This window comes from Flavobacterium psychraerolatum, assembly GCF_025960985.1.
Lineage (GTDB): Bacteria > Bacteroidota > Bacteroidia > Flavobacteriales > Flavobacteriaceae > Flavobacterium.
In genome coordinates, this window is sequence record NZ_JAOQMX010000031.1 from 20108 (window position 1) to 38930 (window position 18823).

12 protein-coding genes and 1 pseudogene are annotated in these 18823 nt (G+C 35.5%); 5 read left to right on the forward strand and 8 right to left on the reverse strand.

Annotated features, from left to right (window positions below):
* Window positions 1–110: 110 nt before the first annotated feature.
* From lpdA to M2326_RS11990, 5 genes and pseudogenes are all read right to left on the reverse strand, one after another.
* Window positions 111–1514 carry a dihydrolipoyl dehydrogenase gene (gene lpdA / locus M2326_RS11970; protein WP_264619795.1) on the reverse strand — a complete coding sequence of 468 codons (1404 nt, stop codon included), beginning with the start codon at window positions 1512–1514 and terminating at the stop codon, window positions 111–113.
* Between the two features lie 573 nt (window positions 1515–2087).
* A complete protein-coding gene (locus M2326_RS11975) occupies window positions 2088–2696 on the reverse strand; it encodes an alpha-ketoglutarate-dependent dioxygenase AlkB family protein (RefSeq protein ID WP_264619796.1) in 609 nt (202 codons plus the stop codon).
* Between the two features lie 333 nt (window positions 2697–3029).
* Window positions 3030–4958: pseudogene (locus tag M2326_RS11980) on the reverse strand (amino acid permease).
* 197 nt (window positions 4959–5155) lie between these two features.
* Window positions 5156–8071 carry an FAD-binding and (Fe-S)-binding domain-containing protein gene (locus M2326_RS11985; protein ID WP_264619797.1) on the reverse strand — a complete coding sequence of 972 codons (2916 nt, stop codon included), beginning with the start codon at window positions 8069–8071 and terminating at the stop codon, window positions 5156–5158.
* A gap of 273 nt (window positions 8072–8344) precedes the next feature.
* Entirely contained in the window at window positions 8345–9061 is a 717-nt protein-coding gene (locus M2326_RS11990) for a hypothetical protein (protein WP_264619798.1), read from the reverse strand.
* Window positions 9062–9252: 191 nt separating this feature from the next.
* Between M2326_RS11990 and M2326_RS11995 the strand changes: the two genes are divergently transcribed.
* A complete protein-coding gene (locus M2326_RS11995; RefSeq protein WP_264619799.1) occupies window positions 9253–10140 on the forward strand; it encodes a carbon-nitrogen hydrolase in 888 nt (295 codons plus the stop codon).
* A gap of 243 nt (window positions 10141–10383) precedes the next feature.
* On the opposite strand, the gene M2326_RS12000 is transcribed toward M2326_RS11995, so the two are convergent.
* Complete coding sequence (locus tag M2326_RS12000; protein ID WP_264619800.1) at window positions 10384–11907, reverse strand: choice-of-anchor I family protein; 1524 nt, start codon at window positions 11905–11907, stop codon at window positions 10384–10386.
* Window positions 11908–12408: 501 nt separating this feature from the next.
* Between M2326_RS12000 and M2326_RS12005 the strand changes: the two genes are divergently transcribed.
* Window positions 12409–13449, forward strand: coding sequence for an agmatine deiminase family protein (locus M2326_RS12005; RefSeq protein ID WP_264619801.1), 1041 nt, complete (start codon window positions 12409–12411; stop codon window positions 13447–13449).
* A gap of 156 nt (window positions 13450–13605) precedes the next feature.
* On the opposite strand, the gene M2326_RS12010 is transcribed toward M2326_RS12005, so the two are convergent.
* Window positions 13606–15855 (reverse strand): M1 family metallopeptidase, encoded by a 2250-nt coding sequence (locus M2326_RS12010; protein WP_264619802.1) that lies wholly within the window; start codon window positions 15853–15855, stop codon window positions 13606–13608.
* A 120-nt stretch (window positions 15856–15975) separates the two neighbouring features.
* Here M2326_RS12010 and M2326_RS12015 point away from each other — a divergent pair, with 120 nt between their 5' ends.
* The gene (locus M2326_RS12015) at window positions 15976–16830 is read left to right on the forward strand and encodes an aldose 1-epimerase family protein (RefSeq protein ID WP_264619803.1); all 855 of its coding nucleotides are present in this window, start codon (window positions 15976–15978) and stop codon (window positions 16828–16830) included.
* Here M2326_RS12015 and M2326_RS12020 read toward each other — a convergent pair.
* Window positions 16827–17051 carry a VF530 family protein gene (locus tag M2326_RS12020; RefSeq protein ID WP_264619804.1) on the reverse strand — a complete coding sequence of 75 codons (225 nt, stop codon included), beginning with the start codon at window positions 17049–17051 and terminating at the stop codon, window positions 16827–16829. The genes M2326_RS12015 and M2326_RS12020 overlap by 4 nt on opposite strands.
* 70 nt (window positions 17052–17121) lie before the next feature.
* On the opposite strand from M2326_RS12020, the gene smpB reads away from it, so the two are divergent.
* A complete protein-coding gene (gene smpB, locus M2326_RS12025) occupies window positions 17122–17577 on the forward strand; it encodes an SsrA-binding protein SmpB (protein WP_264619805.1) in 456 nt (151 codons plus the stop codon).
* Between the two features lie 97 nt (window positions 17578–17674).
* Window positions 17675–18724 (forward strand): Fic family protein, encoded by a 1050-nt coding sequence (locus tag M2326_RS12030; RefSeq protein ID WP_264619806.1) that lies wholly within the window; start codon window positions 17675–17677, stop codon window positions 18722–18724.
* Window positions 18725–18823: the final 99 nt, after the last annotated feature.

The following is an 18823-nucleotide window of genomic DNA, read 5'->3' on the forward strand; positions in this document are numbered from 1 at the left end:
GAATTTTGAATTTATAATATTCAATCCAGATCTTTCAATATTTAATTTTAAAGCACAAAAAAACCGCCAAATACAACTTGGCGGTTTCACTATTTTTATAAGTTATAAAGCTATACGTGTAATGCTCTATTATCTGTTGCTGCTAATGCCGCTTCTTTGATTGCTTCTGCAAAAGTTGGGTGTGCATGTGACATTCTAGAAATATCTTCGGCAGATGCTTTGTACTCCATTGCAACAACCGCCTCAGCAATAAGATCAGCTGTTCTTGCTCCAATCATGTGTACACCAAGAACCTCATCAGTTTTTTCATCAGCTAAGATTTTAACAAATCCATCCAAATCTCCACTCGCTCTTGCACGACCTAATGCTTTGAAGGGGAAGCTACCTACTTTATATTTAGTACCAGCAGCTTTTAGTTGCTCTTCTGTTTGTCCAACAGCTGCCACTTCTGGCCACGTGTATACAACACCCGGAATCAAATTGTAATCGATATGTGGTTTTTGTCCTGCGATTAATTCAGCAACCATAGTCCCTTCTTCTTCCGCTTTGTGTGCTAACATTGCTCCACGAACAACATCACCAATAGCATATATATTCGAAATATTAGTTTGTAAATGATCGTTTACCTCAACTTGACCTCTATCAGCCATTTTTATGTCTGCATTTTCAACTTTCAATCCGTCAGTATAAGGACGACGCCCTACAGCAACCAAAGCGTAATCACCCTCTAGTGTAATTGTTTCGCCTTTTGCGTTTTCGGCTTGAACAGTAACTGCATCACCAGCTCTTTCTACCGATTTCACTTTGTGAGAAACGTAGAATTTCATTCCTTGTTTCTTCAATACTTTTGTCAATTCTTTGGATAAAGAACTGTCCATTCCTGGAATAATACGGTCCATATACTCAACTACAGAAACTTGCGCTCCCAAACGTAAATATACTTGTCCTAATTCGATTCCGATAACTCCACCACCAATAATGATAAGGTGCTTAGGAACTTCTGGTAACTTCAACGCTTCTGTAGAAGTGATGATTCTTTCTTTGTCAAGGGTAATGAATGGCAAAGAAGACGGTTTTGACCCCGTTGCAATGATAATATTTTTTGCTTCGATTGTTTCAGATGTACCGTCTGCTTTTGCAACTGCCACATGCGTAGCGTCTACAAAAGATCCCATACCTTCAAAAACCGTAATTTTATTTTTGTCCATAAGGTATTTAACACCTCCTGATGTTTGATCAACAACCGCTTGCTTACGAGCAATCATTTTCTCTAAATTCACTTTTACCTCACCCGAAAGTTCGATTCCGTGATCCTCAAAATGCTTAATTTCAGCATAATGATGAGAGGATGCCAACAATGCTTTTGATGGAATACACCCTACATTTAGGCAAGTACCGCCCAAGGCAGAATATTTTTCGATAATAGCTGTGTTAAACCCTAACTGTGCACAACGAATAGCTGATACATATCCGCCTGGTCCAGAACCAATGATGACTACGTCAAATGAACTCATAGTATATTTTTTATAATGTAAATTAATTTTTGTGAATACAAAATTAAGGAATTAAGTTTTGTTTAAACTTTAAAGTTCAATGTTTTTTGTTATGAATTTGTGACTTTAATACAGTCTTTTGAACAAAAAGAATACTAAGAATTCAGAAAGAATACAAATACATTGTGAAAACTGTAATTAGCATATACCAATCATGCAAATTCGTCACCAGATTATTGAGGACGTACTTAATTAACACCATTTAGGGCCTATTTCCAGCTCTCCACTTTAGCCCCGACTGAAAAATGCTTTTTTTACTAGGTCGCTGCAGGAGCTTCCTCTGGTCGCTCTGCCTCTTCTGTAAAAAATAGCATTTTTCAGTCGGGGCTACCGCTGCTATCTGGGGCAAGCAGTCGAGATTATTATTACATTCGATAATGATAATAATAGAATATTATTAAAAGCACTTCCTCCTATTTCCTTTTAAAAGAAGATTTTATAATGTTTAAAATGAAAAACACACACAAATATATAAAAAAAATAAATCCTATTTATAAGGTTCTGAAAACTGAAACTGTAACTTAGATTTACTCTTTAGCGAATAATTGTTCTAAAAGTCAAATTGATTCTGGGTTTCAATACTTTTTTAGTAGGTGGTAATCGATGCAGCCAATGCGTTTGCGTTTCGTCTTTCATCACTAGCAAGCTTCCACTTTCTAAAATAATCGAAACAGTCTCTTTAGTATCCTTGTGTTTGAAAGCAAACTTGCGGGTCGCACCAAAACTCAAGGATGCAATGGCACCGTTTTTTTTTAAATCCTTTTCGCCATCACTATGCCAAGTCATTCCTTCTTCTCCTGAATGATACAAATTGAGCAAACAAGAATTATAACTTTCACCTGTTTTTTGCTCTACTCGTGCTTTTAATTCTAGTAAAGCTGGTGTCCAAAGCATTGCTTTTTTTGTTCGATTCGAATAAGTATACTCAAATTCTTGATCTCCATACCACGCCACTTTTCGTTTAGTCACAATCAGTTTGCCCATAATTATAGCTTCATCGTGCTTCCACTCTATTTCGCTTAATAAAACGGCCATATAATGATTGGCTTCTTCTTGCGAAAACAAAAAACCGTAATAATTTACGGTGCCGTCTTGCGATAATAGATTGTGGTTTGTGTCTAAGTCTGGAGAGAATAAGTCCATGTTTTGTTTTTTATTTCACAAAGATACGCAGAGAAAAATACAACGATTGACATTTTTTAAACCATATAAGGCATATAAATTTTTCTTGGACTTCAAAAGGTTATAATCTTATAAAATTGACTACGATCTGAAACGAGCCGCAAAAATTTTAAACCATATAAGCCATATAAGTTTTTCTTTGTCTGCAAAAGTTTTTAAAAACTCTCTACAACAATAAAAGTTCATATGAGTTTTGGCACTTAAAAGCGCCAAACTGTGTATAATTAATATTTAAAGAGTAGAACACAATCAATCTTAATAAATAAAACTATATTTTTTTTACCTTTTCAAAATTTATTGTGCCAAATTCAATTTACTATGCTTCTGACTGTAACTAAAATAAATTACTAGTCCAATAAGCAACCATACAGTAAAATAAATCCAGTTCCAAACACTTAATTCGGCCATCATGTACAAACAACTTAGTAAACCTAGTAATGGAATAAGTGACAAATTTTGAGTAAAGGTCCAATATAGAATTCCGATTAACGAAATAAAGAAAATCCATAGCGGAATTTTGTGTTTAAAGAGACTCCAGCCACTTTCGTATTTTAGACTGTCATTTATAGGAAGCTCTTTTACTAGCGATTCATAGCGATCAGTATTTTTTTGATAATTATTAAGTAGTTGTTCTAAATCTAGCGGTGTAGTACTTATCTTTTTTTCGCTAATTGACTCTATGTAGTGACAAACTACTGTAGTTTCGTCCTTGCTTAAAGCGGTTACAATATCGGCTGGACTATTAATAACAGGTGTATTTTGAATAAAATTGAGTGTAGCTTTTTTATTAAAAGTAAAAGCATAAACCAACCCAATTACCATTACCACTGGCAAGATATATTTGGCATTTACATAAGGAGTTTTAAACTTGCCTCGAGGAATTTCGGTTTTATTTTGAAGAAACAACACTCCTGCACACACGAGCACAAATGCGAACAAAGTACCTATACTACATAAATCTGTAACGATGGTAAGGTTTAAAAACATTGCTGGAATAGCAACCACAAAACCTGTAACAATTGTGGCATAAGAAGGTGTTTTGAATTTGGGATGTGTTTTCGAAAATTTTGGAGGCAATAAACCATCCCTACTCATACTCATCCAAATACGGGGTTGACCCATTTGAAAAACTAACAAGACGCTTGCCATAGCAACTACAGCACTTACGGCAATGATGCCAGACATCCAACTTAGATTTAATTCTTGAAATACAAATGCCAATGGATCTCCTACATTCAGTTTGGTGTACGAAACCATTCCCGTTAGTACAAGTGCAATCGCAATGTATAGAATCGTACAAATTATAATTGCCCACATCATCCCTCGTGGTAAATCTCTCTGTGGGTTTTTGCACTCTTCGGCTGTAGTAGAAATGGCATCAAAACCAATATAAGCAAAGAAAACTGCCGATACTCCTTTTAAAACGCCACTTGCACCGTTTGGGGCAAAGGGTGTCCAATTGTTAGTATCTACGTAAAAAACTCCTACAGCAATAACTAATAAAATGATACATAGCTTTACCACTACCATAACATTATTGGCATTGCGTGACTCCTCCATCCCTCTGTAGACCAAAAATGTAATCAGAACAATGATTAACAAAGCAGGCAAATCGGCTACAAAATGAAGTCCTGCAAGAGTAGGTGCCGTCTCCCAAGCGGTATAAGCCTCTTGGAGTGTGTAATTTAAATTGGCCTAATTTTTTCCAGCTTGCATCAATGCAACTGCTTTGTTGTGACCATCAGATGCGGACAAAATATCCATTTGTGCCCACATGGGTAAATCTATTCCGCCGCTATGTAGTAAGGTTGTAAAGTAATCACTCCAGGAAATGGCCACTGTGACATTGCCTATGGCGTACTCCATTATCAAAGCCCAACCTATAATCCAAGCAATAAGTTCACCAAACGCAACATAGGAATAGGTATAGGCGCTACCCGATACAGGAACCATAGAGGCAAATTCGGCATAAGCAAAAGCGGCAAATCCACAAGCCACAGCAGTAAATAGAAATAAAAATATTACCGCAGGACCTCCGTCAAAACTAGCTTTACCTATAGTACTAAAAATACCTGCTCCCACTATTGCGGCGATACCAAAAGCTGCTAAATCTTTGGTGGTAAGATGGCGACCAAGAGCATTGTTGCCATCAGCTTCATTTTTTTTGACCTGCGCCAAAATATCCTGCACTGTTTTTTTTCTGAATAATTTGGATTTTGTCATACTACTAAATAGTTGTTTGTAACTGAAAAGCCGCTATTGGCGGAAAATTTTGTATCTACTTGTAAAATAATTGTTGTACAAATATGAAAAATTAAAGCTTGTGTTGGCACACCTTGTTCTCAGTTTTTCCACTACTATTTCTCATTTTTTTTAAATATTTTAAGACCCTTGATAACCAGCACTTAACTAAGAAACTTCTACTTCAAACAACTCCTCAAAATACTCACAGGATGCTGTGCTTTCCTACTAGTCCCGTCAAAAATTTGGTGTCGGCAACTAGTTCCTGCGGCTGCGATTTCAGTTGTTTGTGCTGTGGATCGAATTTTTGGAAAGAGCGTATCCTCACCCATTTGCATACTGATATCGTAATGTTCTTTTTCGTACCCAAAAGAACCCGCCATTCCGCAACAACCCGAATTGTAAATCGTAACCGTATTATTTTTTGGAATATTTAGCATCGCAAAAGTCGCTTCTACGGTGCTTAATGCTTTTTGGTGGCAATGGCCATGGATTTTTATTTCTTTGATCTCGTCAGAAAATTGTTCTGCTTTTATGTTACCTTTTGTGATTTCGTTTTTGAAAAATTCTTCGATAGTAAATACATTTTTGGCCAATTTTGCAGCTTTAGGTTTGTCCACCGCCAAGCGTAGGTATTCATCTCTAAACGATAGGATTGCCGATGGCTCGATTCCTATTAAGGGCGCTTTGTCTGTGATTACATCTGCAAATATTTCGATATTGATGTTGGCAATTTCTTTGGCTTCTTCCAGAAAACCTTTCGATAAATAAGCTCTACCACTTTCTTCGTGATTTAAAATCACGACTTCGTATCCTAAAGTGGTTAACAATTCAAAGGCATCGATTCCTACTGATACATCATAATAATTGGTAAACTCATCACAAAATAAATACACTTTATTATTAATTAAAGTATCCTGAATCAGAGATTCTTTCTGATTTTTATACCAATCTCTAAAAGTAATTTTGGCCAAATGCGGTACTTCGCGTTTGGGTGCTACACCCAACATACTTTTGACAATAGGCAAATTGGAAACCCAATTGGTAAAGGACGGAAAACCACTCCCTAGGTGATTGAGTTTGGCATTGTTTGCAAAAATTCTAGAGCGCAAGGAATAACCATTGGCTCTTTGATATTGATATAAAAATTCAGCTTTTAAGGAAGCGATATCTACATTACTAGGACATTCACTGGCACAGGCTTTGCAGCTCACGCACAAATCAAAAACTTGGTACAACTCTTTGTGGTTGAATTTATTGACTTTTTCTGAATTGGTTAAATAGTCACGTAGGGCGTTAGCACGGGCGCGAGTGGTGTCTTTTTCATTGCGCGTGGCACGATAACTAGGACAAAGTGTTCCTCCAGCCGATGGCAATTTACGGCAATCACCTGAACCATTACACTTTTCGGCGGCACGTAAAACGCCCATACTATCCGAGAAATCCTGAATTGTATGAATATCGGGCTCTACTCTTCCTGGTTCAAAACGGAGATTTTCATCCATTTTTAAAGCATTAACAATTTTGCCCATATTCAAAATCGAGTTTGGGTCAAAAGCTAATTTTAAACGTTTTAGCAATTCGTAATTTTTATCGCCAATCATAAACGGTAGGAACTCGCCACGTACGATTCCGTCACCGTGTTCTCCGCTTAGTGAACCTCTGTATTTTTTGACCAAAACAGCCACTTCGGTAGCGATGTTTCTAAATTGGTATATTCCCTCTTTTGTTTTTAAATTCAATACCGGACGCAAGTGAAGCTCTCCTGCTCCCGCGTGAGCATAGTAAATGGCACTTTGTCCATGTCGCTTCATCATCGCTGAGAAATCAGCAATATAATTTGGCAAATCACTCAACTCCACCGCTGTATCTTCAATAGAATCGGCTGCTTTGTTGTCACCTACAATACTACCCAAAAGCCCCAAACCTGCTTTTCGGAGTTCGTTGATTTTGTCAATATCGGTTCCGTATATTTTTGGTAGTGCATAGCCAAAGTTATTTTTCTCCAAATCGGCCACCAAGGCATCGGCTTGTTGTTCTGCATCTTCTATGCTTTCATACGAACCTACTTCAAGCATCATTACCGCTTTAGGTTCTCCCACGATAAAAAATCGGTTTTTGGCTTGTTCCCTGTTGGTTTTGGTGCAATCCAGAATGGTATCGTCCATCATTTCGCAATTGTACAAATGATGTTTCATAGCAACTACAACGGCTTCCAAACTCTCTTGAATGGTATGGAAATGCGCCACCACCATTACGTTATGAGAAGGTGGTAGAATATCCACTTTCAATGTCACTTCGGTAGTAAAAGCTAATGTTCCTTCGCTTCCGCATAAAAATTCCCCAACGTTGATGGTCGGTTCTGTACCGCCAAATAAATCAGATTTTAATAAAATATCTACAGCATAACCTGTATTTCGTCTGTGAATTTCTGGTTTCGGAAATTCTTTTTTAATTTCTTCTTGAGTTGTTTGAACAGTTAATTCTTCGTATAATTTTCTATAAATCTTATTTTCTAAAGTTTCGCCTTTGGTTTTTTCGATAAACGCAGCCGAAGTTAGATCGGAAAAAACAACTTTCGAACCATCACTCAAAACAGCTTTGATTTCGATAATTTTGTCACGCGTCACCCCATACCGAATAGAGGTTGTCCCTGATGAATTATTCCCTACCATTCCACCAATCATACAACGGTTGGAGGTCGAAGTATTTGGACCAAAAAATAATCCATGAGGTTTCAAGAAAATATTCAATTCGTCTCGAATCACTCCCGGCTGTACCGTTATCGTTTTCTTTTCCTTATCAAAAGATACTATTTTGGTAAAGTGCTTGGACACATCGACAATTATTCCGTTACCTACCGTTTGTCCCGCCAATGAGGTACCAGCAGTCCTAGGCGTAATCGTCAATTGATTGTCTTTGGCAAATTTTACAATTTTGACAATATCGTCTACTGATTTTGGCAAAGCAACTGCCTCAGGTGTTAATTTATAAGCCGAAGCATCTGTCGAATATAGTATTTTATGAAGTTCATCGTGTAAAACTGTTCCTTCTAATTGTTTGGATAGCGTATCAAATTTTGATTTCGAAGACATGAAAAATCGTGTTTAATGAGAAAAACAAATATAAAGATTATCAATCAGTATCTAACATCAAAAAAGAAAGTTTAAGAATGAAATTAACGTTGCTATCAAAACAGATTCTCATAGATTTATATAAATAAAAAAACCACAGATTACACCAACTTGCTCCTGTTAATTTGCAAGAATTGGTGTAATATGTGGTTCTATATAATTTAAAGTGAATACACTATAAAAGTAAAGTCTTCAATAAGCTCAGATGGGTAACTAATAACTCAAAAATAACATTTACAATTTTGTAAAAATTGCTGGATCAAATTCTGATGCTACTACTACATTTCTTGGTCCACCTGCTCCTTTCGAACGATCGAAGGACAGTAAAACATTTCCCGCTTTTTGATAATTATCCCACATCAACGTAAATTTTGGCTCTGTGTCACCAAAACTCTTGAAATAGGACCATTGCTTAATCAGCTGTTCTTTTTGATCCACATATACCCAGTATTTATTCTCTGGCGTAACACCCACAGCGCTAAAGCTCATCTCCAGAACATCGGCAGTATGACCATCAGGTAATTGTTCTGTTTTGAGGTACTTAAGTTTTACCCCTGGATCTTGGAGTTTCCAAGGCATAACTAACCAATAGGAATCATTAATCCACCAGTTTTTGGCTTTCTTCAATAAAGCTGTTGCTTTTTTATCATCATTTACTAACTCTCCATTTTCATAAACTTTACCTTTTAAGGTGTTTACATTTACAAAAATAGTTTGATTGTCTTCTGGATTTTCAACACGTACATCCCCCGTCCATTTATTCCAAAAGAGTTTTCGTTTACCAAAATCCCATTGTATAAATTTGGTGTTATTATAGTTGGTAACACCACCCATTGCTACTTGTGTTTCTTTAACAATATCATCAACATTTACATCCTCTTGTGCGAAGATGATATTAGTACTTAGAAGAGCGAAAAATAATGTAAAAACGATATTGGTAACTCGGCTCATAATCTTCAATTTTAATTTATAATCACCGACAAAAATACTTTCTTTTATGTTCAATTTTGTGCTCATATGGTTTTATATGCATAACGTTTTGTTAAACTTTATAACAAACAATAGCATTACGTCTTAATTTTTCTTTTCACCTTTTTGTACTCCTTATAAAATTCTTATTTTTGTACTCTAAAAAATAAAACATGCCGAATAAAAAATATAAAATTGCCGTGCTTCAGCTTAACTTAAATGATGTCGCTGAAAACAACCTGAAGAAATGTATCAGTTGGGTACGTGATGCTGCTAATCAAGGTGCCGAAGTGATTTCATTACCAGAACTATACAGCAGTCATTATTTTTGTCAAAGTGAAGATGTTGATAATTTTGCTATTGCAGAACCATTGTACAGTACTTCTTTTATTGCTTTTAGTGCATTGGCAAAAGAACTTGGAGTAGTTATCATCGTTCCTTTTTTCGAAAAAAGGATGGCCGGAATTTACCACAACAGTGCATATATTATAGATACAGATGGTAGCGAAGCTGGTTTATACCGAAAAATGCACATTCCAGATGATCCCCATTTCTATGAGAAATTCTATTTTACACCTGGCGATTTAGGTTTTAAAACTATCCCAACTCAAAAAGGAAAAATCGGAACTTTAATTTGTTGGGACCAATGGTACCCAGAAGCGGCTCGTTTAACAGCGCTCAAAGGAGCTGAAGTTTTATTCTACCCTACCGCAATTGGATGGCATCCGCAAGAAAAAGAACAGTATGGTGAAAACCAACACAATGCTTGGATGAGTGTTATGAAAGGACATGCCGTTGCCAATGGTGTGTATGTTGCTGCTGCCAACCGCATTGGACTAGAGCAGTATATTGAAGGAACTGCAGGAATCCAATTTTGGGGTTCTTCGTTTATCGCAGGACCACAAGGCGAAATCTTAGCACAAGCTTCACATGATAAAGAAGAAATTTTGATTGCCGAAGTTGATTTGGATCTACAAGAAAATGTACGTCAAAACTGGCCATTTTTTAGAGACAGACGTATTGATGCATTTGGAGACATCACCAAAAGAGCTATTGACTAATTCAATTTAATTCAACATAAAAAAGGACTAAAACACCATCGTTTTAGTCCTTTTTGCATTCTTATAAAAATATTTTGGGCGTGCCACCAGTATAAAAAGGGGCTAAAAATACATTGTGTTCATAAGCCCCTTTCTATACTGCTGTCGGGCTGTCCACGCTACTTCGGTAGCAAGTTCCCATCCCTCACGCAAAACCTATATTGAAAACAAACATCTTTCATCAAATTAAAATTCTAAAGGTTATTAATTCAAGTTAGGTTGAAAAATTTTCACTTGTCCATCGCCTTCACTACTTACCACCAACAAACTCCTTTTAGTCGGACTTTTTGACGCTGGAATAAAAAGCAACCCTTCTGGTGCATCTCCTGTTTTGATACTTTGTAAATATATTGGTGCCGATGGATTTGTAATATCATAAACTACAACAGTATCTGTTCTTTCTAATCCAACAAATAAAATATTTTTACTTCCCATTTTGGCCACCACTACCGATTCCGGTTCAGATCCTTTGTCATCGCTACGTTTATCATCATAGGTTCCAAAATCATTCGAACGCTTGTCCATGTCGTTTTTACTATCAAAAACCAAGTTTCCTGTGTTTCCGTTCCAAATTGTAAAAGAGCGAGCTCCAAAACAAATTAATTCATCCAAATCTCCGTCACCATCTGTATCACCCTCTGTCGAAATCAAATTCAAACGTCCCATTTTATTCTCTGCTTTAAAAGTTGCAGCATCAGGGAAAATTGTGGGGTCAAAAGTCATTTTAGCCAATCTTTTTACATCGGCATAATCTCCATATTCTCTAGCATCACCTTCGTTGGCAGTAATAAAATAAGGCATTCCATCAACAGCATAACTCGCGATAGCATCTGGCATGAACATTCCTTTTACTTTCCAAGTACTAAATACGATACTGCCATCTTTATCACTAATATCTATCCCGTTTGCAGTCGAATTAAAATCTTTGTACCCCAATCCAAAAATAGCTGTAATCGTTTTAGAAGTCAAATCAACTTTTGCTACACCATTGTTTTCCTGCAACGTTACCCAAGCTGTTTTTGAATCTTCTGAGATGGTAACGTATTCTGGCTCAATATCGGCACTAAAACTTTTAGCTGTTTTCGAAATCCTAAACCCTTTTGCCCTCAAACTAGACAATTGACTTGCAAAACCTGTAAAACCTAAAGTTGTCACCGTATAGTTATTTGTCAAGTCAATAATTGAAATCGAACCTTCAGGATCAACAGAATAATCTGCATTTGGTTCCCCTTCATTAGCGCTCATCAACCATTTCCCATCAGGAGAGAAAGTCACCATATCAGGCAAAGAACCAACCGTGATTTCTTTAACGAGACTATTGTCAATCGTATTAAAAACTACAACTTTTCCATTCGCTTGTTTGTCAATAGTAGATTCTAGTGCAACAGCAAGTTTACCACCGTGAGTTGCCACACTATTGGATGCACCACTAAAAGTGGCTAGATTGATTGCAGTTAATTTTTTTGGATTTGTTGGATCTGTCAAATCAACTACGTCAATTTGATTTTTATCACTATTGTTTACAGTAAACAGTTTTTTAGTCGTTTCATCGTACGCGCTGATTTCGGCTGCACCTTCACCACCAATCATAATGCTCCCAATTTCTGCAAATGTGGCTGCATTTTCATTTACTACCTTCTCTTGATTATCACTGCCTTCTGCACTGTCCTTTTCACAACTAGTTAAAAGTAAAAGTGCCGCTACTACTGAAATACCAAAATTCTTCATGTTTATTTTTTTTGTTTTGGGCAAAAATAGAGGTCAAGTCACGACTCTCCATTATCTAAATATTATGAAATCTTTAAGTTGAAAAAGCTCTTGTTAACCAAATGTAAATTAAGATCTATAATCAAGTAAAAATAAACAGTAAAATAAATTATACAAATAAACGCATTTTTTAAAAGTTTAAAATTGTACAAAGTCAGCCTCAATAGATAAAATTCGTGGTACTAGTCTTCTTAACTTTAAGGAAATTTGAGCAAATTTATATCTAAATAGATAATGCGTTTTACTAGAACAACTCTCCTAGCTTGATAGAAATGGAAATCCTTTTTGGGGGCTGGCCTTTGGCCTCAAAAAGATTACTGCACTATACTATTTATTATAATCGGAGTTCAGTGAACTCCGTTAGGAACGGGTAGCGAGAATAGCTTCTAAAAAAAAGGAGGTTCTTTTTTATAATCCTTGTGATTGTTTATATTTGCGTTCAAATATTAGTATCTACTTTTTATGACAACTACAAACAGACGTTTCCCTGCCGAATGGGAAAAGCAAGAAGGAATTTTACTTTGTTTTCCACATAACGGAAACGATTGGCCTGGAAAATACGAAGCGATACAGTGGGCTTTTGTAGAGTTTATTAAAAAAGTAGCTACCTACGAAAAAGTTTTTTTGTTGGTAGCAGATGATAAACTTAAAGCAAAAGTAGCAGATATGCTGGATCGTGCCCGCGTAGCTATAGAAAACGTCTCTTACATCATACACAAGACCAACCGTAGTTGGATGCGTGATTCTGGACCAATTGTTGTCTATAACAACGGCCAAAGAGAAGGTTTGAACTTTAATTTTAACGGTTGGGCGAAATATAAAAATTACCAACTAGACCGAAATGTTCCTCAAAAAGTAACTAATTTTCTAAACATACCTGTAACGCAGGTCATGTACAAAGGAAAACCAGTAATTGTTGAGGGTGGTGCTATTGATGTAAATGGTCGCGGTACACTAATCACTTCCGAAGAATGTTTGATGCATCCTAATATTCAAGTCCGTAATGCTGGATTTACAAAGGAGGATTACGAAGCAGTTTTTAAAGAATATTTGGGCGTAACCAATGTAATTTGGTTGGGTGATGGTGTTGAAGGTGATGACACTCACGGTCATATTGATGATTTGGCACGTTTTATAAGTGAGGATACCATTGTAACTATAGTAGAATTGGATCAAAATGATGCTAACTATAAACCTTTACAAGATAATTTGAAGCGTTTGCAAAATGCTAAACTAGAAAATGGTCAATCTCCAATTATTGTGACCTTACCAATGCCGAAATGTTTGAATTTTGAAGATTTACGTTTACCTGCAAGCTATGCTAACTTTTTGATTTTAAACAAATGTGTTTTAGTTCCCACTTTTAATGATATGAACGATAGAAAAGCCCTTAACATATTGGCAGAATGTTTTCCAGACCGAGAAATTATTGGCATAAGCGCCATTGATTTGATTTGGGGATTTGGTACTTTGCACTGCCTCAGCCAACAAATTCCTGCATAAAGAAAACTCTTTTAAAAACAAAAAAATACCAGCTCACGCTGGTATTTTTTTTATGCTTATTTCTTAATAAACCTTATCGTGTTATAAAATTACTACATATTCAAACGAGGATTCTTGTTTGAAGGATCATTCAATTATAGAGTACTGTAATTTTTTTTATTTATCTTTTGTAAACGGTATTTTTTGACCATCACTCAGAATCATATCAAATCCAGATAAGCTATCATTGAATTGAAATTTGATTCCAGCAGCTTTCGATTCAAATAAATCCTTTCCGATGATGGTTAATGAAAATTGCGGATAACCCGTTATTTGTACATTGATTGCGTCTGATTTTTCAGTCATTATAATCTTTGCTGGAGCTTTGTTGTTGCTATAAGTTCCTAGATAACCATCCAAAATAATATCTTTTTCGATTTTACCATTAATTGCTGACCAAGAATTATTTTCTAAATTATAATCCGGAAAAACATGTTCTGGATCCAAAGTAATGCTTTCAATCTCTTCATAAATATGAGGTTCAAATGACCATATTTTGTTTTTTTGCCAAACTTCAACAGGTAATTTTATTCTCGTTGTCTTACCCGATTTTGTTTTGATATCCATAATTACAGGCAATACCATTTTGTCCTTATTTTCAATTGTAACAACAACCCCTTTTGAAGGATCATTTTTTACATATTTGATCGCATTTACTGCTTGGTCAAAACGCCAGTTATTGATAAACCATGCTCTCCAAAACCATCCTAAATCTTCTCCTGCCACATTCTCCATTGTTCTGAAAAAATCATTTGGCGTAGGATGCTTGAAAGCCCAACGATCAATATAGGTTCTAAAGGCGTAGTCAAAACGTTGTTTTCCCAAAATTTGCTCTCTCAAGATAACCAAAGCCGAACTTGGTTTAGCATATAATAATATTCCAATGTTAGCTTCCTTCATATTATCGGGTGAACTCATTACTGGTTCTAGACCTGAGCCTGTATAATAATCTGCTCTTTTTTGTAAGTCTTCTGCAGGGTCTTTGTACTCACCATTATTAAAATCTTTATCACTCAATGAGTTGATAAAGGTATTCAAACCTTCATCCATCCATCCAAAAAGACGCTCATTGGACCCAACAATCATTGGAAACCAAGTGTGTCCAAATTCATGATCTGTAACGCCCCACAATCTTTTTCCTTTAGATTCGTATTTACAAAAAACGATTCCTGGATATTCCATTCCACCTTCATTACCAGCTACATTTATCGCAGCAGGATATGGGTATTCAAACCACCTTTTAGAATAATTTTCGATAGCTGCTTTGGTATATTCTGTCGATCTTCCCCAAGCTAAATCTCCAGCACTTTCGATTGGATAGGTAGACATTGCTAACGATTTTTTGCCACTTGGCAAGTTTATTTTAGCCGCATCAACAATAAATGCCGTTGAAGATGCCCAAGATACATCACGAGAATTTTTGATAGCAAAATGCCAAGTTTTTGTCGTTGTTCCCTCAATTTTTGCATTCGCTTCCACTTCTTCAGCTGTACGAATAAATACCGTTTTATCGCTTGTTTTGGCTTGTGCTAATCTGGTTTGCTCAGTTGCAGAATAAACACTCTTTGCATTTAGCAATTCACCCGAACAAACTACAAAATGGTTTGAAGGTGCCGTAATATTAATATCATAATCTCCATATTCTAAGTAAAACTCAGATGCTCCTAAATAAGGATTGGTATTCCATCCACGTACATCATCATATACACACATACGTGGGTACCATTGCGCAATCGTAAATATCTTTCCGTTTTTGGTTTCTACAATACCGGTTCTATCAGAGCCTTCATTTGGACAGATGTAGGAAAAATCAATTTTTAATTTAACAGATCCTCCTTTTGAGCTTAATTCGGAAGGAAGAAATACTTGCATGCGCGTGTCAGTAATCAAAAATTTCACCTCGGTCTCAGTACCTTTTCTTTTTGAAGTAGTGATTGCCTTTACCGATTTAATTTTATAACCTCCATCAAAAATTTGTCCACGAGATCCATTTCTACTTCCTGTAAGTGGTACCAAGGCTTCTCCTCTAGAATCTGATTTGAATAAATTTTGATCCAAATGTAACCACAAAAACCCTAATTTGTCTGGACTATTGTTGGTGTAATTAATAACGGCTGTCGCTGTAATTTCATTTTTCTTGTCATCTAATTTAGCCGATAACTGATAGTCTGCTCGGTTTTGCCAATATGCAATTCCTGGTTGACCACTCGCCGATCGAAACATGGTTCCTTGACTGGTGTAAAAATTTGAAGAAAACGCTTCGTTATAATTAAAATTTGAAGTTGCATCTGGTGTCTGCTGACTCCATGTTGTTGAACTGGCTAGCAATAGTGCTGCATAAAAAAGACCCGAACATTTACTTATCATACTATTATATTTAAATAACAAATTAATGAAAAAAAAACGAACAGATAGCTTATATTTGATACCAAATAAGTGAATTTAACCTTATTTCTTAAATTTTTCGTAATATTTAATAGTCTGAACTTGAAAACAACACTAGAAAACGCAAATTTAACGGTACAAATTAAGGCCATGGGTGCCGAATTAGTCTCTATAAAGGACCAAAATGACAAAGAATACATTTGGGAAGGCAACCCAGAATTTTGGGGAAAACATTCTCCGGTCCTTTTCCCTATTGTTGGTGCTCTTAAAAATGATAGTTATCTGTGTAAAGGAAAGGAGTACAAAATGTCTCGACACGGTTTTGCTCGTGAAATGGAATTTAAGCTAATCGAAAAAACGAATACTAAAGCCGTATTTTCTATCGAATCAAATGCTACGACGTTTGAAAAATATCCATTTGCTTTTGAATTGCAGATTATATATACTTTAGAAAATAAAAATCTCCATGTCGGTTATAAAGTGATTAACCGGAATGATTATGAAATGCCATTCTCAATTGGTGCTCATCCTGCCTTTGCTTTACCAAATAAATTTGAAGAGTATTCGTTACAATTTAGCAATCAAGGAATCCTAGCATATCATTTACTGGAAGATAATTTAATAGCAGATAGCACTAAAGAACTTCCATTAGACAACAAAAATAGTATAGCATTACAGTATTCATTATTCGAAAATGATGCATTAATTTTCAAAACATTAACTTCAAAAACATTGAGTATTATCGAAGATAACACCGAAATCTTGCGCATTCAGTATACTGATTTTCCTAGTTTAGGTATTTGGACAATGGTTAATGCTCCATTTGTATGTATTGAACCTTGGTTAGGTTATGCCGATACGACAGAAGCGAACGGAAATATTTTCGAAAAAGAAGGTATTTTAAAATTGGCTGCCAACAAATCATTTGTATCGAAATATACTATTGAAATCGTCTAAAACTTCGGTAACGTTTTAATATACAGTTCCTCTACTTTTTTTCGTGCCCAATCTGTTTTTCGTAAAAAAGTAAGTGATGATTTGACTGACGGATTGCTTTTGAAGCATTTAATGTTAATTAATTCTGCCAAAGTATCAAATCCATAATAGGATTCAAGTTGTTCCACAATGACTTTTAGCGTGATTCCGTGCATCGGATCTTTAGAAGGCTGATTTTCCATTTTACAAATTTAATTCAATTTCGTTAAAAAGTTATGGACTTTTACTAAATGTCCCTACATTTGCAAACCTATGCTAAAAACAGTTAACATCCTTAATAAACGTGCTCGATTTGATTATGAAATAATCGAAAAATATTCTGCTGGAATTGTTTTGGCAGGAACAGAGATAAAATCCATTCGTTTAGGAAAAGCCAATATCACCGAAAGTTTTTGTGAATTCAGTGGTACAGAGCTTTTTGCTATCAATACTTATATTGAAGAATATACTTTTGGTAATCAATTTAATCATAAAGCTCGTAGTGAAAGAAAGCTTTTATTGAAGAAAAGAGAATTAAAAACTTTAGCTCGTGCAGTACAGTCCAAAGGACTTACTGTAGTTCCTTTAAAATTATACACTAACGAAAAAGGATTGGCTAAACTAGAAATCGGACTTTGTAGAGGAAAGAAAACCTATGACAAAAGAGAATCTTTGAAAGAACAAGATACCAAACGAGATTTGGATAGAATAAAAAAAGCACACAAATAGTAATAAATTAGAACATTATTAAAGTAAAATTGGATAATGTTTTTTTTTTACATAAAAAATATGACTAAATTTGTCATGACAAACAAACTACCTAACTATGAAAACTTTACTAAAAACAGCAAGGGAGCAAAAAGGTTTCAAAACGAGAGAACTTGCACAAATGATGGGCATTGACCAAGCATTGGTAAGTAAGTTTGAAAGTGGCAACCGTAAACCAACTAAAGACCAAGTTATAAAACTGTCGACAATTCTAGAAATTAGTTATGAGACATTAATGGTGGCTTGGTTAAAAGAAAAAATCCTTTATGAAATTGGTGACGATGAACTAGCGCTTAAAGCTCTGAAAGAAGCAGAAGAAGAAATAAAAGACCTTAGGAGTGCCACAAATAACATCATTTCAAAAGAACTCCAACAAGTTTTAGATGAAATTGATATTTTGAAAAAAAAATTAGATCAATTTCGACAATTTGATAGTTATAGAATAGCGCAAGCCTTAGAACTTGAATATACTTTTGAGAGCAATCGAATTGAAGGGAATACACTTACGCTCCGTGAAACCGATTTGGTTATAAATGAAGGATTGACCATTTCTGGAAAAAGCATGCGAGAACATCTTGAAGCAATTAATCATCATGAAGCCATTGCCTACATCAAACATTTGATGGAGAAAAATACTTCCTTGAATGAAAGAGAAGTATTGTCTATCCATAATTTAATTTTGAGAGGAATCCAACCCGAGGATGCGGGCCGTTACAGAAAAGTTCAGGTCATGATCAAAGGGAGTAGTTATATGCCACCACAACCGTATATGGTTCCCAAGAATATGGAAGACTTTTACATTTGGTATGAAACCCACAAAAATAATCTTCATCCTATAGTTTTAGCAGCAGAGATGCACGAGCGATTGGTTACCATTCATCCTTTTATTGATGGTAACGGTAGAACATCTCGATTGGTTATGAACTTAATTTTATTGCAACACGGTTATGTGATTGCTAACATCAAAGGAGATTATGACAATAGAATGCGCTACTATCAGTTACTTGAAATAGCGCAAACCCAAAACAATAAAGAAAATTTTTTATTATTTATTGCTCAAATAGAAAAAGAATCATTGGAACGATATATTGGGATTATTGCTCAATAAAAAAAGCCATTCGATTATTTTCGGGTGGCTTTCTGGTTTTTTAGTTTTTAAAATTGGATCGTATTAGTCAAAATAGGATTAAACCGATTCGCGAAAGCG